Source organism: Kitasatospora sp. NPDC034023, assembly GCF_055575795.1.
In genome coordinates this window covers 183,377-208,987 of sequence record NZ_JBVIRY010000007.1, presented here as the reverse complement: position 1 = coordinate 208,987, position 25,611 = coordinate 183,377, and the positions used below count along the sequence as shown (strand labels likewise).

24 protein-coding genes are annotated in these 25,611 nt (G+C 72.2%); 4 read left to right on the top strand and 20 right to left on the bottom strand.

Annotation, left to right across the window (positions count from 1 at the left end; genetic code table 11):
- Positions 1 to 107: 107 nt before the first annotated feature.
- The 7 genes from ACZ52R_RS13710 to mltG (ACZ52R_RS13680) all read right to left on the bottom strand — a co-directional run bounded on the left by ACZ52R_RS13710 (position 108) and on the right by mltG (ACZ52R_RS13680) (position 7,038).
- The gene (locus ACZ52R_RS13710) at positions 108 to 1,022 is read right to left on the bottom strand and encodes an AAA family ATPase (RefSeq protein WP_465753487.1); all 915 of its coding nucleotides are present in this window, start codon (positions 1,020 to 1,022) and stop codon (positions 108 to 110) included.
- A 127-nt stretch (positions 1,023 to 1,149) separates the two neighbouring features.
- Positions 1,150 to 1,578 (bottom strand): type II 3-dehydroquinate dehydratase, encoded by a 429-nt coding sequence (gene aroQ / locus ACZ52R_RS13705; RefSeq protein ID WP_360498551.1) that lies wholly within the window; start codon positions 1,576 to 1,578, stop codon positions 1,150 to 1,152.
- 8 nt (positions 1,579 to 1,586) lie between these two features.
- Positions 1,587 to 2,678 (bottom strand): 3-dehydroquinate synthase, encoded by a 1,092-nt coding sequence (aroB, locus tag ACZ52R_RS13700; protein ID WP_360498517.1) that lies wholly within the window; start codon positions 2,676 to 2,678, stop codon positions 1,587 to 1,589.
- Positions 2,671 to 3,192, bottom strand: a complete 522-nt coding sequence (locus tag ACZ52R_RS13695; RefSeq protein WP_360498515.1) for a shikimate kinase — start codon at positions 3,190 to 3,192, stop codon at positions 2,671 to 2,673. Before ACZ52R_RS13695 ends, aroB begins: the two co-directional genes overlap by 8 nt.
- Positions 3,189 to 4,373, bottom strand: a complete 1,185-nt coding sequence (aroC, locus tag ACZ52R_RS13690) for a chorismate synthase (protein ID WP_360498513.1) — start codon at positions 4,371 to 4,373, stop codon at positions 3,189 to 3,191. The genes ACZ52R_RS13695 and aroC overlap by 4 nt, the downstream gene beginning before the upstream one ends.
- A 207-nt stretch (positions 4,374 to 4,580) precedes the next feature.
- Positions 4,581 to 5,411 carry a shikimate dehydrogenase gene (locus ACZ52R_RS13685; RefSeq protein WP_465753486.1) on the bottom strand — a complete coding sequence of 277 codons (831 nt, stop codon included), beginning with the start codon at positions 5,409 to 5,411 and terminating at the stop codon, positions 4,581 to 4,583.
- Positions 5,412 to 5,445: 34 nt separating this feature from the next.
- On the bottom strand, positions 5,446 to 7,038 hold the full coding sequence (gene mltG / locus ACZ52R_RS13680; RefSeq protein ID WP_465617084.1) for an endolytic transglycosylase MltG: 1,593 nt from the start codon (positions 7,036 to 7,038) through the stop codon (positions 5,446 to 5,448).
- On the opposite strand from mltG (ACZ52R_RS13680), the gene ACZ52R_RS13675 reads away from it, so the two are divergent.
- Positions 7,024 to 7,341 carry a hypothetical protein gene (locus tag ACZ52R_RS13675; protein WP_465617082.1) on the top strand — a complete coding sequence of 106 codons (318 nt, stop codon included), beginning with the start codon at positions 7,024 to 7,026 and terminating at the stop codon, positions 7,339 to 7,341. The two genes, mltG (ACZ52R_RS13680) and ACZ52R_RS13675, sit on opposite strands and share 15 nt — an antisense overlap.
- A gap of 185 nt (positions 7,342 to 7,526) precedes the next feature.
- Here ACZ52R_RS13675 and mltG (ACZ52R_RS13670) read toward each other — a convergent pair whose 3' ends face one another.
- The 5 genes from mltG (ACZ52R_RS13670) to ACZ52R_RS13650 form a co-directional block, all read right to left on the bottom strand.
- Positions 7,527 to 8,822: an endolytic transglycosylase MltG gene (mltG, locus tag ACZ52R_RS13670; RefSeq protein WP_465617080.1), complete on the bottom strand. Its 1,296-nt coding sequence runs from the start codon at positions 8,820 to 8,822 to the stop codon at positions 7,527 to 7,529.
- Positions 8,823 to 8,960: 138 nt separating this feature from the next.
- On the bottom strand, positions 8,961 to 9,440 hold the full coding sequence (ruvX, locus tag ACZ52R_RS13665; RefSeq protein WP_360498505.1) for a Holliday junction resolvase RuvX: 480 nt from the start codon (positions 9,438 to 9,440) through the stop codon (positions 8,961 to 8,963).
- The gene (gene alaS, locus ACZ52R_RS13660; RefSeq protein WP_465617078.1) at positions 9,440 to 12,109 is read right to left on the bottom strand and encodes an alanine--tRNA ligase; all 2,670 of its coding nucleotides are present in this window, start codon (positions 12,107 to 12,109) and stop codon (positions 9,440 to 9,442) included. Before alaS ends, ruvX begins: the two co-directional genes overlap by 1 nt.
- Positions 12,109 to 12,534: a DUF6167 family protein gene (locus ACZ52R_RS13655; protein WP_465617076.1), complete on the bottom strand. Its 426-nt coding sequence runs from the start codon at positions 12,532 to 12,534 to the stop codon at positions 12,109 to 12,111. The genes alaS and ACZ52R_RS13655 overlap by 1 nt, the downstream gene beginning before the upstream one ends.
- A 4-nt stretch (positions 12,535 to 12,538) precedes the next feature.
- Positions 12,539 to 13,018: a DUF948 domain-containing protein gene (locus ACZ52R_RS13650; RefSeq protein ID WP_360498499.1), complete on the bottom strand. Its 480-nt coding sequence runs from the start codon at positions 13,016 to 13,018 to the stop codon at positions 12,539 to 12,541.
- Positions 13,019 to 13,240: 222 nt separating this feature from the next.
- On the opposite strand from ACZ52R_RS13650, the gene ACZ52R_RS13645 reads away from it, so the two are divergent.
- Together ACZ52R_RS13645 and ACZ52R_RS13640 are read left to right on the top strand one after the other, a co-directional pair.
- On the top strand, positions 13,241 to 15,469 hold the full coding sequence (locus ACZ52R_RS13645; RefSeq protein ID WP_465617074.1) for an ATP-binding protein: 2,229 nt from the start codon (positions 13,241 to 13,243) through the stop codon (positions 15,467 to 15,469).
- A gap of 64 nt (positions 15,470 to 15,533) precedes the next feature.
- Positions 15,534 to 15,860 (top strand): tetratricopeptide repeat protein, encoded by a 327-nt coding sequence (locus tag ACZ52R_RS13640; protein WP_465617072.1) that lies wholly within the window; start codon positions 15,534 to 15,536, stop codon positions 15,858 to 15,860.
- Positions 15,861 to 15,982: 122 nt separating this feature from the next.
- On the opposite strand, the gene rpsD is transcribed toward ACZ52R_RS13640, so the two are convergent.
- The 8 genes from rpsD to ACZ52R_RS13600 form a co-directional block, all read right to left on the bottom strand.
- Positions 15,983 to 16,597: a 30S ribosomal protein S4 gene (gene rpsD, locus ACZ52R_RS13635; protein ID WP_360498493.1), complete on the bottom strand. Its 615-nt coding sequence runs from the start codon at positions 16,595 to 16,597 to the stop codon at positions 15,983 to 15,985.
- 310 nt (positions 16,598 to 16,907) lie between these two features.
- Positions 16,908 to 18,353, bottom strand: coding sequence for a replication-associated recombination protein A (locus ACZ52R_RS13630; protein ID WP_465617069.1), 1,446 nt, complete (start codon positions 18,351 to 18,353; stop codon positions 16,908 to 16,910).
- Positions 18,354 to 18,441: 88 nt separating this feature from the next.
- Complete coding sequence (locus ACZ52R_RS13625) at positions 18,442 to 19,059, bottom strand: hypothetical protein (RefSeq protein ID WP_465617067.1); 618 nt, start codon at positions 19,057 to 19,059, stop codon at positions 18,442 to 18,444.
- A 75-nt stretch (positions 19,060 to 19,134) separates the two neighbouring features.
- Complete coding sequence (gene ppk2, locus ACZ52R_RS13620; RefSeq protein ID WP_465617065.1) at positions 19,135 to 19,938, bottom strand: polyphosphate kinase 2; 804 nt, start codon at positions 19,936 to 19,938, stop codon at positions 19,135 to 19,137.
- Positions 19,939 to 20,043: 105 nt separating this feature from the next.
- The gene (locus ACZ52R_RS13615) at positions 20,044 to 20,490 is read right to left on the bottom strand and encodes a GNAT family N-acetyltransferase (protein ID WP_360498485.1); all 447 of its coding nucleotides are present in this window, start codon (positions 20,488 to 20,490) and stop codon (positions 20,044 to 20,046) included.
- Between the two features lie 173 nt (positions 20,491 to 20,663).
- On the bottom strand, positions 20,664 to 22,454 hold the full coding sequence (aspS, locus tag ACZ52R_RS13610) for an aspartate--tRNA ligase (RefSeq protein WP_465661841.1): 1,791 nt from the start codon (positions 22,452 to 22,454) through the stop codon (positions 20,664 to 20,666).
- The gene (gene hisS, locus ACZ52R_RS13605; protein ID WP_360498481.1) at positions 22,451 to 23,713 is read right to left on the bottom strand and encodes a histidine--tRNA ligase; all 1,263 of its coding nucleotides are present in this window, start codon (positions 23,711 to 23,713) and stop codon (positions 22,451 to 22,453) included. Before hisS ends, aspS begins: the two co-directional genes overlap by 4 nt.
- 11 nt (positions 23,714 to 23,724) lie before the next feature.
- Positions 23,725 to 24,432 carry an MBL fold metallo-hydrolase gene (locus tag ACZ52R_RS13600; RefSeq protein ID WP_360498479.1) on the bottom strand — a complete coding sequence of 236 codons (708 nt, stop codon included), beginning with the start codon at positions 24,430 to 24,432 and terminating at the stop codon, positions 23,725 to 23,727.
- A 237-nt stretch (positions 24,433 to 24,669) separates the two neighbouring features.
- Between ACZ52R_RS13600 and ACZ52R_RS13595 the strand changes: the two genes are divergently transcribed.
- Entirely contained in the window at positions 24,670 to 25,515 is an 846-nt protein-coding gene (locus ACZ52R_RS13595; protein WP_465617059.1) for a peptidylprolyl isomerase, read from the top strand.
- Positions 25,516 to 25,611: the final 96 nt, after the last annotated feature.

Here is a 25,611-nt window from a genome sequence, read left to right as displayed (position 1 = left end):
CGCTGGGCGGGCCCGAGGACATGTCCATCATCGCAGCCGGCTCCGACACCACCGCGGCCCCTCGGATCAACGGATCGACAGATCAGCGGATCGGCGAGGTGCGCAGGTCAGCGGACCGGCATGCCCATCAGCCGGGCCAGGATGACGCGGTCCAGCTCGGCGGCCGTCCCGGCCACGTCCAGGTAGGAGTTGTCGATGATCGGCAGCCCGGAGTTGTACCAGCCGGCCATCCGCCCGTGGATGCGTGCCACTTCCTCGTCCCCGAGGCGCCGGTTGCCGCTGCGCCGGGCGTTGCGGCGCAGCACGGAGTCCAGGCTGGGCAGCAGGACGACCGGGATCATGCCGGGGCCGATGTGCCGCTTCCAGCCGCCGAGGCCGATCGCCGGGCGGTCCGGGAAGACGGCGTCGTCGATGATGCAGGAGATGCCGTTGGCCAGGTAGTTGCGGCAGGCGAAGCCGCAGGTGCGGCGGGCCAGCCGGTACTGCGCCTCGGAGGCGTTGTTCCAGCCGGACTGCGGGTTGGCGAAGCCGGACTGCACCCATTCCCGTACGTCGTCCAGGCTGATGTGCGCGGTCGGGGTGGGCCGACGCTCGGCCCAGTACCGGGCGACGGTGGTCTTGCCGGCCCCGGCCGGACCGATCAGCAGGACGGCGATCGGCCCGGTGGGCGCGTGCTGCTGCGGCGGGTGGGCGGGCAGCTGGACCGGCGTCCCGGACGGCAGCACGAAGTGCCCGGTGCCTCCTGCGGGAACCGGCGCGCTGGGCATCGGAGCGGGCGCCGGGACCGCGGCGGGGGCCGGAGCCGGGCCGGCGGCCGGCACGGGAGCCTGCCCGGGGGCCGGCGGAGCAACGGGTGCCTGCGAACGAGTCGGCGCGGGCCGAACCGGCGCGGGCTGAACCGGCGGCGGAGGCGGCGGTGCGACCGGCGCTCCCGAGGGGTTCACCCCCGTACCGCCCCCCGGCGGCACCGGCGGAGCGGCGGGACGCGGCGGGACCTGCCCACCTCCGGCGTACTGCGTCACGGCACCCTCCCGACACCTCTCAGCGGGGACACTACACGGCGGCCCGGCGGCGGGCCCAGTCCGCCGCCGGGCCCCGGCCGTGCGGCCGGTCCGACCCCACCTGCGGGAGTCGGACCGGGCCGCCCCCTCAGCGCGTGGTGAGCTGCTCGGCCAGCGCGCGCAGCGCCAGCTCGTACGAGCCCAGCCCGAAACCGGCGATGGTGCCCGACGCCACCGCGGCGATCACCGAGGTGTGCCGGAAGGTCTCCCGGGCGTACGGGTTGGAGATGTGCACCTCGATCAGCGGCGCGGTGCGCTGCGCGGCGGCGTCCCGCATCGCGTACGAGTAGTGCGTGAACGCGCCCGGGTTGATCACCACGGGCACCTGCCCGTCGGCCGCCTCGTGCAGCCACTCCACCATCTGCTGCTCGGAGTTGGTCTCGTGCACCTCGACCTCGAAGCCGAACTCCTTGCCGAGCTCGGTGCAGCGCTCGACCAGACCGGCGTACGAGGTGGCGCCGTAGACGTCCGGCTCGCGGCTGCCGAGCCGGCCGAGGTTGGGGCCGTTGAGCACCATCACCCGGGTCACGCCGAGACCTCCGCGTAGGCGGCGACCAGCAGGGACGGGTCGGGGCCCTCCAGCACGGAGGTCTTGCCGAGGCCGTCCAGGACGATGAAGCGGATCAGGTCGCCGCGCGACTTCTTGTCGATCTTCATCGCGTCCAGCAGCTTCGGCCAGGCGTCCGCGCGGTAGCTCAGCGGGAGGCCGACCGAGGCCAGCACGGTGCGGTGCCGGTCGGCCGTCTCGTCGTCCAACCGGCCGGCCAGGCGGCCGAGTTCGGCGGCGTAGACCATACCGATGGAGATCGCGGCGCCGTGCCGCCACTTGTACCGCTCGTTGCGCTCGATGGCGTGGCCGAGGGTGTGGCCGTAGTTGAGGATCTCGCGCCGCCCGGCTTCCTTGAGGTCCCCGGAGACCACGTCGGCCTTGACCTGGATGGCGCGGCGGATCAGCTCGACGGTGTGCGCCCCGGCCGGGGTCTTGGCGCCCTCGGGGTCGGCCTCGATCAGGTCGAGGATGGCCGGGTCGGCGATGAAGCCGCACTTGATGACCTCGGCGAGGCCGGAGACGTAGTCGTGCTTGGGCACGGTCTCCAGGGTGCCGAGGTCGGCCAGCACGCCCACCGGCGGGTGGAAGGCGCCGACCATGTTCTTGCCTTCGGCGATGTTGATGCCGGTCTTGCCGCCGACGGCCGCGTCGACCATGCCGAGCAGCGTGGTGGGCATGGCGATCCAGCGCACCCCGCGCAGCCAGGTGGCGGCGACGAAGCCGGCCAGGTCGGTGGTGGCGCCGCCACCGAGGCCGACGATGACGTCGCTGCGGGTGAACCCGGTCTGTCCGAGCACCGACCAGCAGTACGCGGCGACCTCGGCGCTCTTGGCGTCCTCGGCGTTGGGCACCTGCAGCGCGATCGCCTCGTAGCCCTCGCCGAGCAGGTCCTCGCGGATGGCGTCGGCGGTGGCCTCCAGCGCCTCCGGGTGGATGATCGCGACCCGCTTGGCCCGGGTGCCGATCAGCGGCGCCAGCTCGCCGAGCAGCTGGTGCCCGATCAGCACGTCGTACGGGTCGTGGCCGGCGCTGCCGCCGACGTGGATCCTGACGGTGGTGTCAGTCATGGGGGGTTTTCAGCTCCAGTGCTTCCAGTACGGCGTCCGCGACCTGCTCGGGGGTGCGCCCGGCGGTGTCGACGACGGCGGTGGCCACCTCCAGGTAGAGGGGGCGGCGGGCGTCCATCAGCTCGCGCCAGCGGGCCCGCGGGTTGACGGCCAGCAGCGGGCGCGGGGCGTCCAGGCCGACCCGCTTGACCGCGTCGGCCAGGGGGACCTCGAGGAGGACCACCGGCAGCTCGCGCAGCAGCTCACGGGTGGCCTCGGCCATCACCGCGCCGCCGCCGAGCGCCAGCACCCCGTCGTGTCCGGTGGCGGCGGCGCGCACGGCCGCGACCTCCAGCGCGCGGAAGTGCGGCTCGCCCTCGTCGATGAAGATCTCCGGGATGGGCTTGCCGGCCGTCGCCTCGATGTCGGCGTCGGTGTCCCGGAAGCCGAGGCCCAGGCGCTCGGCCAGGGCCCGCCCGACGGTGGACTTGCCACTGCCGGGCGGGCCGACCAGCACCACAACAGGAGAGGTCATCGGATGATCAGGTGGTCGAGGTAGCCCTGCACGTTGCGGCGGGTCTCGGTGACGTTGTCGCCGCCGAACTTCTCGTTGACGGCGTCGGCCAGCACCAGGGCGACCATCGCCTCGGCGACGATGCCCGCGGCCGGCACGGCGCAGACGTCCGAGCGTTGGTGGTGCGCCTTGGCCGGCTCGCCGGTGCGCACGTCCAGGGTCTGCAGCGCCCGCGGCACGGTGGCGATCGGCTTCATCGCGGCGCGCACCCGCAGCACCTCGCCGGTGGACAGGCCGCCCTCGGTGCCGCCGGAGCGGTCGGAGGTGCGCTTGACGCCCTCGGGGGTCGGGACGATCTCGTCGTGCGCCTTGGAGCCCGGCACCCGGGCCAGGTCGAAGCCGTCGCCGACCTCGACGCCCTTGATCGCCTGGATGCCCATCAGCGCGGCGGCCAGCCGCGCGTCCAGGCGGCGGTCCCAGTGCACGTGCGAGCCGAGGCCCACCGGCACGCCGTACGCCAGCACCTCGACCACGCCACCGAGGGTGTCGCCGTCCTTGTGGGCCTGGTCGATCTCGGCGACCATCGCCTTCGAGGCGTCCGCGTCCAGGCAGCGGACCGGGTCGGCGTCCAGCTTGGCCTCGTCCGAGGGCTGCGGCAGCACGCCGGCCGGCGCCTTGGCGGCGGCCAGCTCGACCACGTGGCTGACGATCTCGATCCCGGCCACCTCGCGGAGGTACGAGCGGGCGACGGCGCCCAGCGCGACCCGGGCGGCCGTCTCGCGGGCGCTGGCGCGCTCCAGGATCGGCCGGGCCTCGTCGATCGAGTACTTCTGCATGCCGGCCAGGTCGGCGTGGCCGGGCCGGGGGCGGGTGAGCGCCTCGTTGCGGGCCAGGCCCGCCAGCACCTCGGGGTCGACCGGGTCGGCCGACATGACCTGCTCCCACTTCGGCCACTCGGTGTTGCCGACCATGATCGCGACCGGGCTGCCCATGGTCAGGCCGTGCCGGACACCGCCGAGGAAGGTCACCTCGTCCTGCTCGAACTTCATCCGCGCCCCGCGGCCGTAACCGAGCCGACGGCGCGCCAGCGCGTCGGCCACCACGGCGGTGGTGACCGGTACACCGGCGGGCAGGCCTTCCAGCGTCGCGACGAGTGCGGGGCCGTGCGACTCCCCCGCCGTCAGCCAGCGCAACGTACCCAACGGAGCTCCTTCATCAGCGGACCGGCCCACGGCACCGCCGGGGCCCGCCCGAGCGTGCCTTCTGCCTGAATCCTTTCATGAGCCGGCGGCACCCGGGGGCGCAGTCCGCGTGACGGACGGCAACCGGTCACGATCCGGCCGGGAGACTGCGGGGAGGCGACGAGGAGACCGCCGACGGGCAGCCGACGGACAGCCGGAGGCCCCGGCTCAGTGCCCGGTGAGCGCTTTCTCCCCAGCCTCGCGCATCGCCGCCAGCGGCCCGGGCGTCCGCCCGGTGAAGGCCTCGCTCTGCAGCACCGCCTGGTGCACCAGCAGGTCCAGACCGCCCAGGACGGTCGACCCGCGCTCGGCACAGGCGGCGGCCAGCGCCGTCGGCCACGGGTGGTACAGCACGTCGAACAGCGCCCCCGGCTCGGCGGGCAGCGAACCGGCGAAGGCGTCGGTCGCACCGACCGGTGTGGTGGAGACGGTCAGCGGCTGCGCCAGCGCCTCGGCCCCGCGCTCCCAGTCGGCGGTGCGCACGACCAAGCCCAGTCGCTCGCCCAGCTCGGCCATCTCCCGGGCCCGCTCGGCGCTGCGCACGTAGACCGTCACCTCGCCGGTGCAGATCTGGGCGAGCGCCGCCAGCGCCGAGGAGGCGGTGGCCCCGGCGCCCAGGACGGCGGCGCCGGGCACGTCGATGATCCCGCGCTCGCGCAGCGCGTTGACCAGCCCGGGAATGTCGGTGTTGTCCCCGGTCCGGCGGCCGTCGGCGGTGAACACCACGGTGTTGACGGCGTCCACCGAGCGGGCCGTCGCGCTGACCTCGTCGAGCAGCGGGATGATCGCCCGCTTCAGCGGCATGGTGAGCGACAGCCCGGCCCACTCGGCCTCGTCCAGCCCGGCGAGGAAGCCGGGCAGCGCGGCCTCGTCGACCTCGAAGCGGTCGTAGCGCCAGCCGTCCAGCCCGAGCGCCGCGAAGGCGGCCCGGTGCAGGTCCGGCGAGAGCGAGTGGGCGATCGGCGAGCCGAGGACGGCCGCCCGGTGCTTGCTGGTCAACGCTGCCTCTCCATGGACTGCCTTACGGCCAGGGCTACTTGGTGGTGCAATGGCCGCGCGCCTCGTCGAAGCCCTGCCCGGCCGCCTGGCAGTACTCCTTGACGTTGGCGTAGTGCTCCTTGCTCGTCTCGGCGAACCTGGTGTGCTGCGGGTCCATCGCGATGAAGTACAGCCACTTGCCGTCCGCCGGGTGGAGCACCGCGCTTATGGCGTCGTCGCCGGGGTTGGAGATCGGCGTCGGCGGCAGGCCCGCATTGATGTAGGTGTTGTACTTGTTGGACGCGTCGTCCATGTCCTTCTTGGTGAGGTCCTTGCGGCCCAGCGAGTACTGGAGCGTGGTGTCCATGCCGAGACGGTGGTGCGTCTCGGGCTCGTTGGCGAGCCGGTTCTGGATGGTCTTCGCCATCTTGGCGAAGTCCCCCACGTTGTTGCCCTCGCGCTGCAGGATGCTCGCCTCGATGATCACCTCGTAGCCGTTCTTGAGGCCCACCGAGGCGGCCTGGCCGTCCAGGTTCGCGTACTTGTCGACGGCGTTCTTCACCATCTGCTTGAGCAGGTCCTCGGGCTTCATGCCGTCGGCGATGTTGTAGCGGGTCGGCCAGAGGAAGCCCTCGATGTTGCCGTTCGCATACGCCGGCAGGCCGAGGTCGTTGAGCTGGGCCTTGGCGACGCCCGCCGTGGTGCCATTCTGGAGCTTCAGCTTGTCGTCGATCTTGGCGTAGATCTCGGAGGAGTTCTTGCCCTCCGGGATCACGATCGCCGCGCCGCCCGCCTGGGCGAGCAGCTCCTTGAGCGCGTCGGCGGCCGGCATCTCCTTCTTCAGGCCGTAGAAGCCCGGCTGGACCGTGGTGCACTTGGGCTCGGCGTTGCAGGCCTTGGTGTACGCGTCGACGCTCTTGACCACGCCGGCGTTCTTCAGCGCCAGGCCGATCTGCCCGGCGACCGCGTCCTTCTTGACCTCGACCTGGACGGACTCGGTGCCCGCGCCCGTGAAGTCCGGCGGCGGGCCGAAGTGGTCCTGGTAGAAGCCGTAGCCCCACCAACCGGCCCCGCCCATGGCGCCGAGCAGCACCACCGCGACCAGCAGGCACGCGCCACCGTTGCGGCGCCCGGACTTCTTGCCCTTCTCCTTGCGCTTCTTCTTCGCCTCGCGGGACTCGTCCTGCTCACCGAGGAAGCCGCCCTCGGGGTGCTCGGCTTCCTGTTCCGGGTACCCGTCGTCCTCGTGGTGGCCGTCCTCCCGGCCGTCCCACTCGCCGGTCCCGGCTTCGCGCGCGCCGCCGACCGGGTCGGCGCCGGACTCCAGCGCGGCGGCCTCGGCCTCCCAGTCGATGCCGTCCGGCCCGGGGCCCGAAGCGGGCGCGGGTGCCGGCGCCGCCTGCGGCCGGGCCTGCTGCTGCTGGGCCATCTGCTGCTGCGGCACCGCCTGCTGCTGTGCGCCGGGCTGCTGCTGCATCCCCGGCTGCTCCTGCATGCCGTGCTGCTGGGCGCCCGGGAATCCCTGCTGCTGGTAGCCCTGCTGCTGCATCGGCATCTGCTGCTGGTAGCCCCCCTGCGGCATCTGCTGCGGGGGCATCTGCTGCTGGTAGCCCTGCTGCTGCATCGGCTGCTGGTGGCCCTGCGGCATCTGGTGCTGCGGATATCCCTGCTGGGTGCCCGGGAACCCCTGCTGCTGGTACCCCTGCTGCTGCATCTGCTGCTGGGGGTAGCCCTGCTGGGACATCTGCTGCTGGGGGTACCCCTGCTGCACGTCCCCGTACGGCTGCTGGACCTGCTGGCCTTGCTGAACCTGCTGGCCCTGCTGCGGGTACTGCTGCTGCCACTGGCCGTCCTGCTGGCCGGGGACCGGCTGCCGGCCGTCGTACCCGGGATCACCGGGGTGCCACGGCTCGCCCTGGGGGGCGTAGCCCCCACCCAGATCGGTCATTGATCCCCTTAACCGACGGTGACGGCCGGCGGATCGGACCGGCCGTCCGGGACGACGCCGTCCCGGCTGATTCTCGAACCGGCGTGCTAGCGCAGCGCCTGGAGGGAGACGTTACCGTACCGCAGCCTTGCCCCCGCCCGGGCGGACGCACCGTCAGTGGGCGACCTCACGGACGGCACACAACACCGTTACGGAGTCGCCGCACCCGAACCGGAACCGGCCTCGGGCGCCGGACCGGGCGCGGACGCGGAGCCAGGAGCCGACGCGGGACCCGAGGCGGAACCCGAGGCGGCCGCCGAAGTGGAAGCCGAGGCGCTCGGCTTCGCCGCCCGGTTGGCGTTGAACTCGGCCACGTTGCGCTGCTGCACGTCGAAGTTGTCGGTGAACCGGGTGTCGCCGGGCTTCACGGTGACGAAGTACAGCCAGTCCCCCGGTGTCGGGTCCAGCGCCGCCATGATCGCCTGCCGCCCCGGGTTGGAGATCGGTGTCGGCGGCAGCCCGGGGTGCAGGTAGGTGTTGTACGGGGAGTCCAGTTTGGTCTCGGTGACCGTGGTGTTCAGGGTCGATCGGCCGAGCGCGTAGTTGATCGTGGAGTCCAGCTGCAGCGGCATGTGCTTGGCCAGCCGGTTGTAGATCACCCGGGCCACCTTGCCCATGTCCTCGGTGTTGTCGGCCTCGCCCTGCACCATGCTGGCCACGGTGACCAGCCCGTAGACGCTCTGCCCGAGGTTCTGCGCGACGACGTTGGCGTCGTCGCGGGTGAACTCCTTGCCGGCCCGCTCCACCATCTGCTTCAGCAGGTCGATCGCGGTGGTCCCGTCGGTGACGCTGTACGTCGCCGGGAACAGGTAGCCCTCGGGGCTGCCGTTGGTGAAGTCGGGCAGGCCCAGTTCGGCGCCCTGGTCCTGGGCGGTGCGCTGGGTGGTGCCGTCGGGCAGGCCGAGCTTCTTGTCGATGGCGGCGTAGATCTGGTAGCCGCGCCAGCCCTCGGGGATGGTGAGGCCGTTGGCGTTGGCCGGGTCGATCAGGATGGCCAGCGCCGCGACGGCGGACATCTTCTGCTTCAGCGTGTACGTGCCGGGCTGGATCCGTCCGGCGGCCGCCGCGCTGCCCTTCGCGGCCCGGGTGAAGGCGAGCGAGCTGGCCACCACGCCGTTGCGGACCAGCGCGGACGCGATCTGGGACAGGCCGGCGCCCTCCGGCACGGAGACCTGGACGCTGCCGCTGCCCTGCCCCGCGAAGTCGGCGGCGGCCGGGGGCTTGCGCTGTGACTGGAGCCAGGTGTATCCGGTCAGCCCGATGCCGCCGAACACCGCGATCAGCGCGAGCGCGGTGAGCCCGCAGGCCAGTCCGTTGCGCCGTCGGTGCGGATCCGGCGCATCGAAGCGCGGACGGGGCGCGGACGGCGGACGGCCCTCCGGCTCCAGTACCGGCGCACCCAGGTGTCCGGGTGTGAGCCCGGGGTGGAAGTCCTGGTCGGTCATGGCTCGCGCCCCTCAACGGTCCCAGATCGATCCGGATCGATCTCAAATCGATCCAAAACGGAATCGGAAACGAACGAAAAGAGGTCCGTGCGAACGCGTCCGCACGGACCCCTCAACCGGGACGTTAGATCAGGCTCCTCAGCCGAGCGCCTCGACGCTCTCACCGGGCGGGCGTCCGCTCACCCGTTCGGACTCAAGGGCGGTCTGCAGGATCACCACCGCGGCGGCCTGGTCGACCACCGAGCGACCCTTCTTCGCCTTGACGCCCGAGGCGCGCAGCCCGTGGGTCGCGGTGACGGTCGACATCCGCTCGTCCACCAGCCGCACCGGCACCGGGTAGAGCCGGTTGGCCAGCCGCGCCGCGTAGGCGCGGACCTTCTCCGCCGCCGGGCCCTCCTTGCCGCTCAGCGAGCGCGGCAGCCCGACGATCACCTCCATCGCGTCGTACTCCTCGACGATGGCGGCGATCCTGGCCTGCGACTTCACGCCGGCCGGGACGGTCTCCACGGGCGTGGCGAGCACCCCGTCGGGGTCGCAGGACGCGACCCCGATCCGGGCGTCACCGACGTCGACGGCGATCCGCCGCCCACGCCGGAAGGGCCTCTCCTCGTGCTCCATCAGCTGGCGCGCTCCGCGACCAGGCCGCGCACCGCGGCGATGGCCTCGCCGACCGCGGCCGGGTTGGAGCCGCCGCCCTGGGCGACGTCGTCCTTGCCGCCACCGCCGCCGCCGAGGGTCTTGGCGGCGGTCCGGACCAGCTCGCCGGCCTTGATGCCACGGCCGCGGGCGTCCTCGTTGGTGGCGATCACGGTCAGCGGGCGGTCGTTCGCCACGGTGAAGGCGGCGACCACGGCCGGGCGCGCGCCGAGGCGGCCGCGCACGTCCAGGACCAGCTTGCGCAGCTCGTCCGCACCCACACCGTCGGCGACCTGCGCGGCGACCACGGCGATGCCGTGCACGTCCTCGGCCGAGTCGGCCAGGCCCGCCGCGGCGGCCAGCACCTTCTCGGCGCGGAAGCGCTCGATCTCCTTCTCGGCGTCCTTGAGCTTGGCGAGCATGCCCGAGATCTTCTCCGGCAGCTCCTCCGGGCGGCCCTTGACCAGCTCGGTGAGCTGGGAGACCACGGTGTGCTCACGGGCCAGGAACTTGTACGCGTCGACGCCGACCAGCGCCTCCACGCGGCGCACGCCGGAGCCGATCGAGGACTCGCCGAGCAGCTTCACCAGGCCCAGCTGGGCGGTGTTGCCGACGTGGGTGCCGCCGCACAGCTCCTTGGAGAAGTCGCCGATGGAGACGACCCGGACCTCGTCGCCGTACTTCTCGCCGAACATCGCGATGGCGCCGGCCTTGCGGGCCTGGTCCATCGTCATGACCTCGGCGGTGACGTCGAGCTCGCGGCCCAGCACGTCGTTGATCTTCTGCTCGACGTCGACCAGCACGCTGCCCGGGACGGCGGCGGGCGAGCCGAAGTCGAAGCGGAAGCGGCCGGGGGCGTTCTCGGAGCCGGCCTGGGCGGCCGTCGGGCCGAGCGCGTCGCGCAGCGCCTGGTGGGTCAGGTGGGTGGCCGAGTGGGCGCGGGCGATCGCCCGGCGGCGCTCGATGTCGATCGTGGCGTACGCCGAGGCGCCCAGCACGACCTCGCCGAACAGCACGCCACCCGAGTGCACGATGACGCCCGGGACGGGCTGCTGCACGTCCCGGATCTCCACCACCGCGCCGGACTCCAGCCGGATCCGGCCGTGGTCGGCGAGCTGGCCACCGCCCTCGGCGTAGAACGGGGTGCGGTCGAGGATGATCTCGACCTCGTCGCCCTCGGAGGCGGCCGGCGAGGGAACGCCGTCCACCAGCAGGCCGACCACGGAGGCCTCGCCCTCGGTGAGGGCGTAGCCGGTGAAGACGCTCGCGCCGGACTTGTCGGCGACCTCGCGGTACGCGGCGACGTCGGCGTGGCCCATCTTCTTGGCCTTGGCGTCCGCCTTGGCGCGGTCCCGCTGCTCCTGCATCAGGCGGCGGAAGCCGGCCTCGTCCACCTGGAGGCCCTGCTCCTCGGCCATCTCCAGGGTCAGGTCGATCGGGAAGCCGTAGGTGTCGTGCAGCTTGAACGCCTGCTCGCCGGAGAGCACCGCACCGCCGGCCTGCTTGGTCTCGGTGACCGCGACGTCCAGCAGGTTGGTGCCGGCCTTCAGGGTCTGCAGGAAGGCCACCTCCTCGCCGACGACGACCGTCTCGACGCGCTTGCGGTCGGTCTCCAGCTCCGGGTACTGCGGGGCCATCGCCTTGATGGCGACGTCGATGAGCTCCTTGGCCACCGGCTCGGTGGCGCCCAGCAGACGCATGTTGCGGATGGCGCGGCGCAGGATGCGGCGCAGCACGTAGCCGCGGCCCTCGTTGCCGGGGGTGACGCCGTCGCCGACCAGCATCAGCGCGGTGCGGATGTGGTCGGTGACCACGCGCAGCGAGACGTCCGACTTGTGGTCGGCGCCGTAGGTGTGGCCGGTGAGCTCGGCGGCGCGGTCGAGGATCATCCGGCTGGTGTCGATCTCGAAGAGGTTGTCGACGTCCTGCAGGATGGCGGCGAGGCGCTCCAGGCCGAGGCCGGTGTCGATGTTCCTGCTCGGCAGGTCGCCGAGGATCTCGAAGCCGTCCTTCCCGTCGCCGTGGCCGCGCTCGTACTGCATGAAGACCAGGTTCCAGATCTCCAGGTAGCGCTCGCCGTTGACGGCGGGGCCGCCCTCCTCGCCGTACGCGGGGCCGCGGTCGTAGTTGATCTCCGAGCACGGGCCGCAGGGGCCGGGGACGCCCATCGACCAGAAGTTGTCCTTCATGCCGAGGCGCTGGATCCGCTCGGAGGGGACGCCGATGACGTCACGCCAGATCTGCTCGGCCTCGTCGTCGTCCTTGTAGACGGTGATCCAGAGCTTCTCCTTCTCCAGGCCGTAGCCGCCGTCCGCGACGGGAGTGGTGAGCAGCTCCCACGCGAACTTGATGGCTCCTTCCTTGAAGTAGTCGCCGAAGGAGAAGTTGCCGCACATCTGGAAGAAGGAGCCGTGCCGGGTGGTCTTCCCGACCTCCTCGATGTCCAGGGTGCGCACGCACTTCTGGACGCTGGTGGCGCGCGAGAACTGCGGCTTGACCTCGCCCAGGAAGTAGGGCTTGAACGGCACCATGCCGGCGTTGACGAGCAGCAGGGTGGGGTCGTCGGCGACCAGGGACGCCGACGGAACGACGGTGTGGCCGCGCTCCTCGAAGAAGCGCAGCCAGCGGCGGCGGATCTCAGCCGACTCCATTAGTGGTCCTTCCGGTTCGGGGTGCCGCCCCGCGGCGGCAGAGCGCGGCGGGGCGTTTCTTCAGTGGCATGGGGGGTGGTGCGGGCACTGCGGGCGGGGGGCAGGGCGGCGGCCGGGCTGCCGGGCGCCGCCGAGATAGCTCGGTACTGCGGCTCGCCGCGCAGGACGCGGCGCGCGCTCCGGGGTTCCACCACGGCGGTGCCGCGCAGTCCGAGGTCGTCCTTCAGCTGCTCCTCGCGCTCGACCATGCCGGCCTTCACGTCCTGGGCGAACTGCTTGGCCAGGTCGCCCAGGTGCAGCGCACCGCGCGCCGCGGTGCCGGAGAGGCTGTCCGGGGTGAGCCGGTGCACGGCCTCGTTGGCCTTGTTCATGGCCCAGACGGTGGCGCCGGCGCCGACCGCCATCCAGAAGATGCGTCGCACCATGCCGTCAGCCCCTCACCGCTCGCCGGACCCTGGAGAGCAGGCCGCCCCTGGGCGCGGTCGCGGCACGCACCTCGGCGCGGATCAGCCGGGCCAGTTCCTCGCGCTCACCGGTCTGCAGCGGCACGGAGGGCAGGCTGCCCTGCTGCTTGGAGACCGCCTTGCGGACGCCGTAGCTGAAGGCCGCGACCTTCACCAGCGGTCCGCCCAGGGTGGCGGCCACGGTGGAGGAGAGCGCGTTGGCGTTGGCGGCGGCGTCCTGCACGTTGGCGGTGATCTCGTCGACCCGCTCCAGCTGCTCGTTGGCGCTGCGCACCGCGGCGCCCGCGTCGGTCAGCAGCGGCACGGCCTGCTCGGTGACCGCGGAGACCAGGACGGCGGCCTCCTTCAGCACGCGTGAGAGGCGGACCAGCACAACCGCGAGCAGGGTGACCAGGACCGCCCAGAACACGGCGACGAGCAACCCGGCCAGCTCTCCCACGGACACCTTTGCGCGCTCCCTCGCCTTGCTGTTCTCCCAGACGGAACCCTATCGCGCCCACGCCCGGTTTCCGGACCGGGTGGTCGGCGCGGGCGACCCGACCGGGTGTGCGAACCGCGCGCGTAACCTACCGTCCGGTCACCTCGTTCTGCCAGGCAGGTCGTCGCGCGGACGGCCCGAGCACGTCCGGACCGCGAGCGGTCCGGCCTGGAACACGGGGAGCAGCGCTTGGCCGGCGACTGGACAGCACAGCCCTGGGAGACCGCGGCGGGGCCGCGCGAGCCGGAGCACGGCCGGCTGCCGGCCGAGGTGACCGGCTTCGTCGGGCGGCAGCGGGAACTGGCCGACCTGGCGGACCTGCTGGCCGCCGCCCGGCTGGTGACGGTGACCGGCCCGGGCGGGGTGGGCAAGAGCCGGCTGGCACTGCGCGCGGCGGCCCGCGCGGACGGCGTCTTCCCGGACGGCACCTGGCTGGTGGACATCGCGCCGGTGCAGGACCCGCTGCTGCTCGGCCACGCCGTGCTGGAGGCGCTGCGGCTGACCGACGGCACCGCCCGTCCGCCGCTGGACGTGCTGGCCGAGCGGCTGGCAGGCCGGCGTCTGCTGCTGGTGCTGGACGGCTGCGAGCACCTGGTCGAGGCCTGCGCCGAGCTGGCGGACGCCCTACTGCGGGCGCTGCCCGGCCTGCGGGTGCTGGCCACCAGCCGCACCGCCCTGCGGGCCTCCGGCGAGCACCTGCTGACCCTGACGCCGCTGCCGGTCGACCCGTCGCCCGGCGACCCCCCGGCGCCCGGCTCGCTGCCGGACGCGGTGCGGCTGTTCGCCGACCGGGCCAAGGCGGTGCTGCCCTCCTTCGAGGTGACCGAGGCCAACGCTGAGGCGGTCGGTCTGCTCTGCCGACGGCTGGACGGCATCCCGCTGGCCGTGGAGCTGGCGGCCGGACGGTTGCGCGCGCTGTCGGTGGAGCAGATCACCGCCCGTCTGGACGACCGCTTCCGGCTGCTCACCGGCGGCTCCCGGACGGCCCTGCCGCGGCACCAGACACTGCGCACGACGATCGGCTGGAGTCACGAGCTCTGCACGGTGCAGGAACGTTTACTCTGGGCCCGCCTGTCGGTCTTCGCCGGCAGTTTCGACCTCGAGGCCGCCGAGTACGTCTGCGCCGGCGACGGCGTCGAACCCGAGGACGTCCTGGACCTGCTCGACGAACTGGTCGCCAAGTCCGTGGTGCTGCGCGAGGACAGCAGCTTCGGCGTCCGCTTCCGCCTGCTGGACACCCTGCGCGAGTACGGCGGCCACTGGCTGCGCGCCGCCGGCGAGGAGCAGCGGCTGCTGCGCCGCCACCGCGACTGGTACCTGGGCGTCGCCACCTGGGGCGAGGTCGAGTGGTTCGGCCCCCGCCAGGCGGAGACCGCCGAGCGCACCGAACTCGCCCACACCAACCTCCGCGCGGCGCTGGAGTTCTGCCTCGCCGAGCCCGGCGAGGAGCAGATCGCCCTGCTGCTGGCCGGCACGCTCTGGTTCTACTGGGTCGGCTGCGGCCACCTCGGCGAGGGTCGGCACTGGCTGGACCGCGCGCTCGCCCTGGACCGCGAACCCACCGAGGCCCGCGCCAAGGCGCTCTGGGTGACCGGCTACATGGCCACCCTCCAGGGCGACCTGGCCGTCGCCCGTCCGGCCCTGGAGGAGTGCCGCCGCCAGGCCCTGGACACCGGCGACGACCGGGCCCTCGCCTACGCCGTCCACCGCCAGGGCTGCGCCGCCCTGATCGGCGACGACCCGGACCGCGCCGCCGAGCTGTTCGAGGAGGCGCTCTGGCACTACCGGACCATCGGCGAGCTCAACAGCAACGTGGTGATGGCCATGCTGGAACTCGGCCTGGCCTACCTGTTCCAGGGCGACCTCGACAGCGGCGAGCTCTGGTTCGGCCAGGCCCGCGAGCTGTGCGAGGAGCACGGCGAGCAGTGGGCGTACGCGTACGTGCTGTACGCGACGGCCTACTCGCACTGGCTGGACGGCGCCGTCCAGCCGGCCCGCGCGCTGGCCCGGGAGTGCGTGCGGCTGAACCACCGCTTCCACGACCTGCTCGGCATCGTGCTGGGGATCGACCTGCTGGCGCTTCTGGAGACCGAGCCGAGCGGCCCGGGCGAGCCGGGCAACCTGCGCGAGGCCCGGGTGCTGCAGGGTGCCGCGCACCGGATCTGGCGCACGGTCGGGACCCCGTTCCTCGGCTCGCGGAACTTCTTCGGCACCCACCAGGAGTGCGCCGAGCGGGCTCGGGCCGGGCTGACCGAGCGGGAGTATGAGGAGTGCTACGAGGCCGGCACCCGACTGGACCTGGACGAGGCCGTCTCCCGGGCGCTCGGCGGCGGAGGCTCGGCGGACGGTCCGGAGCCGGGCCCGGGTCCCTGCTCGGTGCCGCCCGCTCCCGCTCCCTCGCCGGTCCGCAACAGCTGAGGTCCGGAATAGTTGAAACTTGTCCATTGCTTGAGGGGGCAAGGATCCACCCGGAAGGAGCACCATGGCCGTCCACAACACCGCCGACGAGTACCGCATGGCGACGTTCTACTTCGACTCCAAGGCGTACACCGACGCCGCCCGCATGCTCGAGGGCGTACTGGCCGAGGAGCCGGCCAACCTCTCCGTCCGGCTGCTGCTCGCCCGCAGCTACTACCACTCCGCCCGACTCGGCCGCGCCGAGGCCGAGTTGCTCCGGATCCTGGATGCCGACCCGACCGAGGACTACGCCCGGATGATGCTCGGCCGCACCCTGGAGCGCCAGGGCCGCGCCGCGGAGGCCCGCCCGCACCTGCGGCTGGCCGCCGCGATGGCCGGCGAGGCCGTCTGAGCGGCGAGCACCGGAAGGTGAGCGCCTGAACGGCCGGCACCGGAAAAGGGGCGAGCCCCCGCCGCCTCGAAAGGCGACGGGGGCTCGCTTGTGGTCCTGCGAAGAGCGGAACCGCTCGCGGGTCAGCGCGAGTAGTACTCGACGACGAGCTGCTCGTCACAGATCACCGGGACCTCCTTGCGCTGCGGCGCGCGGTCCAGGCGGAAGGCCAGGGCCTTCAGGTTGACCTCGAGGTACTTCGGGGTCTGGCCCTCACCCGCGTAGCCACCCTCACGGGCGACCTGGAAGGGGACCTTCTCCTTGCTGCGCTCGCGGACGGTGACCACGAAGCCCGGCTTCATCTGGAACGACGGCTTGTTGACCTTGCCGCCGTTGACCTCGATGTGGCCGTGGACGACCATCTGGCGGGCCTGGTAGATGGTGCGGGCGATGCCCGAACGCAGGACCAGGGAGTCCAGACGGCTCTCCAGGTCGGCGACGAGCGCCTCACCGGTCTTGCCCTCGGCCTTCTTCGCGCGGTCGAACGCGCGCGCCATCTGCTTCTCGCTCAGGTCGTACTGAGCGCGCAGACGCTGCTTCTCGAGCAGACGGACCTTGTAGTCCGAGTTCTGCTTGCGACCACGGCCGTGCTGGCCGGGCGGGTACGGGCGGGCCTCGAAGTACTTGACGGACTTCGGGGTCAGCGGCACGCCGAGCGCACGCGCGATCTTGACCTTGGGACGCTTCTGGTTCGCCATGAACCAAACCTTCCTTGCTTACGAATACGGCTTCACCAGGTGTTGACGGAGGTCGCACGTCGCGACCCGGAGAAAACCCCGCCGCCTGCGCGATGGGATCAGCCGCTCTCCGGAGCCGGGCACGAAAGTGCTTGTCACACGGACCGGCCCGGAATCCGGGCCGCCCGCGACACCGAAACGGTGCGCGACGCTCCTGCTGCGGGCCCCTCGGAAGAGGCCTACCGCCGATGTCCCGCTGGTGCGGCCGGTCGGTGGGGTCTCCCCCGCCGCCGTCCCGAGACATGGCACTCCGATCGAGTATAGCCGCCGATCACTCGCCCTTTTCCCCGGGCGTCTGCTCGGCCGCCTTCTCGACTGCCTTCTCGGCCGACTTCCCGGGCTTGCGCTCCGTCTGCTTCTCGCTGCGGCGCTCCCCGCGCAGCCGCCCCCGGGTCCAGTCCACGACGTCCGCGTAGCGGGCCTCGCCGCCGCGCCGGGTCGGCTGGTAGTACTCCTTGCCGTGCACCGCGTCCGGGGCGTACTGCTGGGTGGCGATGCCCTCCGGCAGGTCGTGCGGGTACTGGTAGCCCTGGCCGTGGCCGAGCTTGCCCGCGCCGCCGTAGTGCGCGTCCCGCAGGTGAGCCGGGACCGCGCCCGCCAGGCCCTGCCGGACGTCCGCCAGCGCCGCGTCGATCGCCAGGTAGGCCGCGTTGGACTTGGGTGCCAGGGCCAGCGCGATCGCCGCCTGGGAGAGGATGATCCGCGCCTCCGGGAAACCGATCAGCGCCACCGCCTGCGCGGCCGCCACCGCCGTCTGCAGTGCCGTGGGATCGGCCAGGCCGATGTCCTCGCTGGCCGAGATCATCAGCCGGCGGGCGATGAACCGCGGGTCCTCCCCCGCCTCGATCATCCGGGCCAGGTAGTGCAGGGTGGCGTCCACGTCGCTGCCCCGGATCGACTTGATCAGCGCGCTCGCCACGTCGTAGTGCTGGTCGCCGTCCTTGTCGTAGCGCACCGCGGCCTGGTTGACGGCCGTCTCCGTGGTGGCCAGCGTGATGCTGGACTCACCCTTCTCCAGCGCCGCCCCGGCCGCCGCCTCCAGCGTGGTGAGCGCCCGCCGGGCGTCCCCGCCGGCCAGCCGCACCAGGTGGTCCTCGGACTCCTCGGTCAGCTCCAGCGCGCCCCCCAGGCCGCGCTCGTCGGCCACCGCGCGGCGCAGCAGCGCGCGGATGTCCTCGTCGGTCAGCGACTCCAGGGTGAGCAGCAGCGAGCGGGACAGCAGCGGGGAGATCACCGAGAAGTACGGGTTCTCGGTGGTCGCCGCGATCAGGGTGACCCAGCGGTTCTCCACGGCCGGCAGCAGCGAGTCCTGCTGGGCCTTGGAGAAGCGGTGGATCTCGTCCAGGAAGAGCACCGTCTCCCGGCCGGACATCCCGACCGCCCGCCGGGCGCCGTCGATCACCGCCCGGACCTCCTTGACCCCGGCGGTGATCGCGGACAGCTCGACGAAGCGCCCCTCGACGGCCTGGCTGATCACGTGCGCCAGGGTGGTCTTCCCGGTGCCGGGCGGCCCCCAGAGGATCACCGAGCTGGTGGCCGCCGGGCCGCGCGAGCCCGCGACCAGCCGCCGCAGCGGCGAGCCGGGCTTCAGCAGCTGCCGCTGCCCGGCCACCTCGTCCAGGGTGCGCGGGCGCATCCGTACGGCCAGGGGCGCCCGCCCGGGCTCCTTGGCCTGGCGTTCCTCGGCGGCGGCGGTGAAGAGGTCCGGTTCGTCCACACCGGAAGCCTATGCGAGGGCTGCGACACTCCTCACTGCCCGCTCCTCACCGCCCACCGCTCAACGCTCACCGCTCACCGCTCACCGCTCACTGCTGCGGCGGACGGCGGTCCATCAGGACGACGTCGAACTCCTCCACCGACCGCAGGGTGGCGCCGGCCACGGCGATCGCCTGGGCCCGGGCGTCGGCCTGCGGTCCGCGGGAGGCCACCAGGCTGTCCCGGTCCGCGAAGACCGCGCCCACAGAGCCGTGGCCGGTCGCCCGGTCGACCAGCAGCGCGCCGGTCACGAATCCCGGCATCTTCTCCAGCGTGGGCAGCGCGCGCTCTCGGAAGACGTCGGCCAGCCGGTCCACCCCGGCCGGGTCGACGTCGACCCGCACCAGCCGGAACCCGGCGCCCGGTCCGGCCTCGCCGGGCGGGGCCACCACCACGGCCTCCCAGACCTCGGTGGTCACGGTGCCCGCGAGTGTCGCCAGGAGCTCGGCGCGGCGGCCGCCCAGTTCCCGGTCGCTGTCGCGCTCGGCCTGGGCGGACTCCCACCAGGAGCCCATGGCGATCTTGCCCAGCTCCCGGTCGGCGAACAGCCCGTAGCCGCGGTAGCCCGGCCGGCCGGAGAGCAGTGCGAGGGCCTCGGTGCGGAGCGCGTCGAGGGTCTGCTCGATCCGGTCCGGGTTCCCGGTGGCATAGACAGTGCGAACGAACATGAGCGTGCCTCCTGAGGACGTCCGGACGCCACGCGGGGCCGTTTCTCGGATGCGGCGTCCGGAGAAACCCCGTCTTCAGTCCAGTTTGGCAGCGTGGTCCGGAACGTACTTCTGGAGGTCGCGCGGGGGCCGCTGGTAGCCGCGCGAGGCCGGGCGGGGCGGCAGCTCGATCCGCGGCGCCTTGATCTCGTGGTACGGCAGGCTGGAGACCAGGTGGGCGATCATGTTGATCCGGGCCCGGCGCTTGTCGTCGCTCTCCACCACGTGCCAGGGCGACTCGGGGATGTCGGTGTGGACGAACATCTCGTCCTTGGCCCGCGAGTAGTCCTCCCAGTGGATGATCGACTCGATGTCCATCGGGGAGAGCTTCCAGCGCTTCATCGGGTCCTCCAGCCGGTCCCGGAAGCGCTGCTCCTGCTCGGTGTCGCTCACCGAGAACCAGTACTTGCGCAGCAGGATGCCCGCCTCGATCAGCATCCGCTCGAAGGTCGGGCAGTGGTGCAGGAACTGCCAGTACTCCTCGTCGGTGCAGAAGCCCATCACCCGCTCGACCCCGGCGCGGTTGTACCAGCTCCGGTCGAACAGCACGATCTCCCCGGCCGCCGGCAACTGCTCGGCGTACCGCTGGAAGTACCACTGGCTCTTCTGCCGCTCGGTCGGCGTGGGCAACGCCGCGACCCGGGCGATGCGCGGGTTCAGGTACTCCGTCACCCGCTTGATCGCTCCGCCCTTGCCCGCGGCGTCACGTCCCTCGAAGACCACCACCAGCCGGGCGCCCTCGACCCGCACCCATTCCTGGAGCTTCACCAGCTCGTGCTGCAGCCGCAGCAGCTCCCGCTCGTACGGCTTCCTCGCCAGTCGCTCCGGCTTCGCGGCCACGCTCTGCTCCTCCGTCCGACCGACGCTGATGCACACTCACCGTAGGCGCAGCACGGCGGATTCGCAGGCCGGAACGGAACAGGGCCGACGGCGAGGAGCGGCGGCCTAGACCGCGACGAAGGGCTCGGGGTAGCGGCAGAGCCCGCGCGGGCCGCCGTCGTACGCCGCCAGCGGCAGCGTCTGGAAATAGGCCTCCGGCACCTCGAACGGGCCGGCGACCTCGTACCGCCCGGCCGGCGCGAAGCCGAACCGCCCGTAGTACCCGGGATCGCCGAGGACGACCACGAGCTTCTCCCCGGCTTCCTCGGCCGCCGACAGCGCGGCCCGGACGACGAGTTCGCCGACGCCCCTGCGCTGCCACTCGGGCGCCACGGCGACCGGTGCGAGCGCCAGCGCCTCACCGTCCCCGACCCACAGCCGGGTCAGCAGCGCGTGGCCGATCACCAGTCCGGTCTCGTCGACCGCGACCAGGGACAGCCCGGGCAGCCAGGCGGGATCGCGACGCAGCGCGTCCACCAGGTCCGCCTCGTCCGGGCCGGGGAACGCGGCCATGTGGACGCGTCTGGTCGCCGGGGCGTCCTGCGGACACTCGACTCTCGTGGTGACTTCTGTGACTTCTGTGACCTGCATGAGTCAACCCTCCCTGTGTCACACGTCGTTGTGGACCGGCCCCGGACGGTGGGTGGACCGTCCGGGGCCGTTGCAGGTTAGCGGATGACGCTTCGTCAGGACTTCGGCTGAGCCTCGGACTTGGCGTCCTCGCGGACCTTGGGCTGGGCGTCCACGCCGGCCTCGCGGCGCTGCGCCGGGGTGATCGGGGTCGGGGCGCCGGTCAGCGGGTCGCCACCGGTGGACGTCTTCGGGAAGGCGATGACGTCGCGGATGGTGTCGTACCCGCCGAGCAGGGTGACGATCCGGTCCAGACCGAAGGCGACACCACCGTGCGGCGGCGGGCCGTAGTTGAAGGCGTCCAGCAGGAAGCCGAACTGCGAGGCCGCCTCCTCCTCGGAGAGGCCGATCGCGTCGAACGCCCGCTTCTGCACGTCGCGCTGGTGGATACGGATCGAACCGCCGCCCAGCTCCGAGCCGTTGAGGACCAGGTCGTACGCGTTGGACAGCGCCGAGCCCGGGTCGGTGTCGAAGGTGTCCAGCGACTCCGCGGTCGGGGCGGTGAACGGGTGGTGCACCGCGTGCCAGCCCTGGAAGGCGCCCTTGTCGTCCTCGATCGGCTCGAACATCGGGAAGTCGACCACCCAGAGGAAGGCCCACTTCGACTCGTCGATCAGCTGGCAGCGGCGGCCGATCTCCAGACGGGCGGCACCGAGCAGCTCCTGCGAGGCGCGCTCCTTGCCGGCCGCGAAGAAGACCGCGTCGCCGTTCTTGGCGCCCGCGGCGGCGGCGAGGCCGGCCAGGTGCTCCTCGGAGAGGTTCTTGGCGACCGGGCCGCGCAGCTCGCCGGTCTCGGCGTCGATGAGCACGTAGGCCAGGCCCTTGGCGCCGCGCGCCTTGGCCCAGTCCTGCCAGGCGTCCAGCTGCTTGCGCGGCTGCGAGGCACCGCCGGGCATGACCACGGCACCGACGTACGGGGCCTGGAAGACGCGGAACTCGGTGCCCTTGAAGTACTCGGTGAGGTCGGTGAGTTCCTGGCCGAAGCGGACGTCCGGCTTGTCGGAGCCGTAGCGGCCCATGGCGTCCGCGTAGGTCATCCGGGGCAGCGGGTTCGGGATCTCGTAGCCGTGCACCTCGCGCCAGACGGCACCGATGATCTTCTCGCCGAGGGCCAGGATGTCCTCCTGGTCGACGAAGGAGGCCTCGATGTCCAGCTGGGTGAACTCCGGCTGCCGGTCGGCGCGGAAGTCCTCGTCGCGGAAGCAGCGGGCGATCTGGTAGTAGCGCTCCATGCCGGCCACCATCAGCAGCTGCTTGAACAGCTGGGGCGACTGCGGCAGCGCGTACCAGTGGCCGGGCTGCAGGCGGACCGGGACGAGGAAGTCGCGGGCGCCCTCGGGGGTGGAGCGGGTGAGGTACGGCGTCTCGATGTCGAGGTAGTCGTTCTCCTCCATCACCCGGCGGATGATGTTGTTGACCTTGGAGCGCAGCCGCAGGCCCTTGGCCGGGCCCTCACGGCGCAGGTCCAGGTAGCGGTAGCGCAGCCGGACCTCCTCGTTGACCGTGCCCGGCTCGTACTCGGCGACCGGGAAGGGCAGCGGGGCGGCCTCGGAGAGCACCTCGATCCCGCTGACGACGACCTCGACGGCACCGGTCGGGATGTCGGGGTTCTCGTTGCCCTCGGGGCGGACGCGGACGTCGCCGACGACCTTGACGCAGTACTCGGCGCGCAGGCCGTGCACCGAGTCGAGGTCGCGGACCACGATCTGCACGGTGCCGGAGGCGTCGCGCAGGTCGATGAAGGCCACGCCGCCGTGGTCGCGGCGGCGGGCGACCCAGCCGGCCAGGGTGACGGTGGTGCCTGCGTGCTCCGGGCGGAGCGTGCCCGCGTCGTGCGTGCGGATCACAGCTGCTTCTCCTTCAGGGTGGTGACGAGTGCGTCGAGGACGACGGGGGTCTGCTCGCCGGTGCTCAGGTCCTTGAGCTGGACGACGCCCTCGGCGAGGTCCCGGTCCCCGGCGATCAGGGCGAAGCGGGCGCCGGACCGGTCGGCGGACTTCATGGCGTTCTTGATGCTCTTGACGCCGAAGGCGAGGTCGGTGGCGACGCCGGCCCGGCGCAGCTCGATCACCTTGGCGAACAGGATGTTCTTGGCCTCCTCGCCGAGCGCGACCGCGTACACGGCGGTGGCGGCGGGCAGGTCGAGGGTGACGCCCTCGGCCTCCAGCGCGAGGAAGGTGCGGTCCACGCCGAGGGCCCAGCCGACGGACGGCAGCGCCGGGCCGCCGATCATCTCGGACAGGCCGTCGTAGCGGCCGCCGCCGCCGATCGCGGACTGGGCGCCGAGGCCGTTGTGCACGAACTCGAAGGTGGTGCGGGTGTAGTAGTCCAGGCCGCGGACCAGCTTCGGGTCGTCCACGAAGGCCACGCCGGCCGCGGTGAGCAGCTCACGGACCTTCTCGTCGTACGCCTTGCACTCCTCGCACAGGTAGTCGCGGAGCTTCGGGGCGTCGGTGAGCTGGGCCTGCACCGACTCGCGCTTGTCGTCGAGGACGCGCAGCGGGTTGATCTCGGCGCGGCGGCGGGTGTCCTCGTCCAGGTCCAGGCCGGCCAGGAACTCGATCAGGGCGGCGCGGTAGACCGGGCGGCACTGCTTGTCGCCGAGGCTGTTGAGCAGCAGCGAGTAGTCGCTCAGGCCCAGCGAGCGGAAGGCGTCGTCGGCGAGGATGATCAGCTCGGCGTCCAGCGCCGGGTCCTCGGCGCCGATCGCCTCCGCGCCGACCTGGGAGAACTGGCGGTAGCGGCCCTTCTGGGCGCGCTCGTAGCGGTAGTACGAGCCGGAGTACCAGAGCTTGACCGGCAGGTTGCCCTGCTTGTGCAGGTTGGCCTGGAGCGCGGCGCGCAGCACCGAGGCGGTGCCCTCCGGGCGCAGCGCGAGCTCGTCGCCACCCTTGGTGGTGAGGTTGTACATCTCCTTGGTGACGATGTCGGTGGACTCGCCGACGCCGCGGGAGAACAACTTCACGTCCTCGAAGACCGGGGTCTCGACGTAGCCGTAGCCGGCCCGGCGGGCGGGCGCGGCGATGCGCTCGCGGATCGCCAGGAAGGTCGCGGAGCTGGGGGGCAGCAGGTCGTAGGTGCCCTTGGGGGCGGTGAAGGTGCTCAACTTCTCTTCCGTCACATTCCTCGTCGCGGGAAAGCCGGGGCGCCGACCGCCCCCGCTGCCTGTCGGAGGTAGGGGTTGGTGGCGCGCTCGCGGCCGATGGTGGTCTGACCGCCGTGGCCGGAGAGGACCACGGTGGAATCGTCGAGGGGCAGGCACACCCGGGCCAGCGAGGTCATGATCGCCTCGCTGTCCCCGCCCGGGAGGTCGGTACGCCCGATGGAGCCGGCGAACAGCAGGTCGCCCGAGAACAGCACCGGGGGGAGGTCCTCGGCACCGGGCGTCCGGAAGGTCACCGACCCCCCGGTATGGCCCGGGGCGTGGTCCACGGTGAGATGCAGGCCGGCCAGCTCCAGCACGCTGCCGTCGGTGAGCTCGCGCACGTCGTCGGGCTCGCCGACGGTGAGCTCGCCCATCAGCTGGGTGCCCAGGGAGCGGCCGAGCGCCTTCTCCGGGTCGGACATCATGTACCGGTCCTCGGGGTGGATCCAGGCCGGGACGCCGCGGGCGCCGCAGACCGGGACCACCGAGGCCACGTGATCGATGTGGCCGTGCGTGAGCAGCACGGCGACGGGCTTGAGCCGGTGTTCGCGGATCAGTTCCTCGACGCCGGAAGCCGCCTGGTGGCCGGGGTCGACGATGACGCACTCCTCGCCCGCCGCCGGAGCGACCAGGTAGCAGTTGGTGCCCCAGGCTCCAGCGGGGAATCCGGCGATGAACACGCGCGTCCTTCGTGATGCGGTCGGTGGCGACGAGGATGGAAAGTCAAGTGGTGTACGGGCAGCCTACCGGCGGTACGGCTCCGGTTGCGAACCAGATGGGGGTGGCGGGACGCGGCCTTCTGACAGGTTCACCGCGTCCTTACGGGCCCGGTCCCTACACTTGGCCGCCGAGGGATGCGATGATCCGCTCCGGAATCCATCCACTTTTTCCCCGCACATCCGTAGGAGACACGGCCGGTGGTCAGTAGCGAACAGCGGCGGCGGCAGCTCGCCCGCGAGAAGTACGAGCGCCAGTTGGAGCGCCGGGTCGAGGCGGCGGCCGCGCGTAGGCGCCGCAACACGATCCTGGGCTCCTCATTGGCCGTCGTGGTCCTGGCCGGCGGCGGGACCCTGATCGCCACCGGCGCGTTCAGCTCGGACGACAAGGACAAGAGCACCTCGGCCGCGAGCACCCCGCAGGCCGCGCCGACCCAGGCCGGCGAGCCGACCACCCCGACCCGCAAGCCGGTCGAGGGCTGCGCCGACCCGGCGCCGGGCGCCCCCAACGGCAAGAAGTGGCAGGCCGAGCCGGCCATGTCGATCGACCCGGGCGCCGCGTACACCATGGCGCTGGACACCAACTGCGGCAAGGTGACGATCGCGCTGGACGCGGCCAAGGCCCCGCACACCGTGAACTCCTTCGCCTTCCTGGCCGGCGAGAAGTACTTCGACCACACCAAGTGCCACCGCCTCACCACCGACGGCATCTTCGTGCTGCAGTGCGGCGACCCGACCGCCAGCGCGACCGTCCCGGGCGGGACGGGCGGCCCCGGCTACAAGTTCGCGGACGAGAACCTGGCCGGCGCGACCTACCCGGCGGGCACCGTGGCGATGGCCAACTCCGGCCCGGGCACCAACGGCAGCCAGTTCTTCCTGGTCTACAAGGACACCAAGCTGCCGCCGAACTACACCCCCTTCGGCAAGATCAGCGGCGGCTTGGACGCGGTGCAGAAGATCGCTGCCGCCGGCACCCTGGAGGGCTCCCCGGACGGCCACCCGATGGCCGACGTGACCTTCAACTCCGTTACGGTGTCGAAGGGTTGATAGGCTCCGGGGCCGTCGGCGGCCGGCGTCCACGCCGCCCCCGCCCGGCCCCGGACCGAAATCGCCCGGCCCCGGACCGAAATCGCCCGGCCCGGA

Bases quoted from the DNA above. Each gene is read 5' to 3' on its own strand.
- ACZ52R_RS13615 (WP_360498485.1), bottom strand. From the start codon at position 20,490: ATGGCCGCGTTCCCCGGCCCGGACGAGGCGGACCTGGTGGACGCGCTG.
- aroQ (WP_360498551.1), bottom strand. From the start codon at position 1,578: ATGGTGCTCAACGGCCCCAACCTCGGCCGGCTCGGCAGCCGCGAGCCG.
- rpsD (WP_360498493.1), bottom strand. From the start codon at position 16,597: ATGGCGAACCAGAAGCGTCCCAAGGTCAAGATCGCGCGTGCGCTCGGC.
- ACZ52R_RS13640 (WP_465617072.1), top strand. From the start codon at position 15,534: ATGGCCGTCCACAACACCGCCGACGAGTACCGCATGGCGACGTTCTAC.
- mltG (WP_465617084.1), bottom strand. From the start codon at position 7,038: ATGCCGCAGGGCCACCAGCAGCCGATGCAGCAGCAGGGCTACCAGCAG.
- aroB (WP_360498517.1), bottom strand. From the start codon at position 2,678: ATGACTGACACCACCGTCAGGATCCACGTCGGCGGCAGCGCCGGCCAC.
- mltG (WP_465617080.1), bottom strand. From the start codon at position 8,822: ATGACCGACCAGGACTTCCACCCCGGGCTCACACCCGGACACCTGGGT.
- ACZ52R_RS13655 (WP_465617076.1), bottom strand. From the start codon at position 12,534: ATGGTGCGACGCATCTTCTGGATGGCGGTCGGCGCCGGCGCCACCGTC.
- alaS (WP_465617078.1), bottom strand. From the start codon at position 12,109: ATGGAGTCGGCTGAGATCCGCCGCCGCTGGCTGCGCTTCTTCGAGGAG.
- ACZ52R_RS13625 (WP_465617067.1), bottom strand. From the start codon at position 19,059: ATGTTCGTTCGCACTGTCTATGCCACCGGGAACCCGGACCGGATCGAG.
- ruvX (WP_360498505.1), bottom strand. From the start codon at position 9,440: ATGGAGCACGAGGAGAGGCCCTTCCGGCGTGGGCGGCGGATCGCCGTC.
- ACZ52R_RS13695 (WP_360498515.1), bottom strand. From the start codon at position 3,192: ATGACCTCTCCTGTTGTGGTGCTGGTCGGCCCGCCCGGCAGTGGCAAG.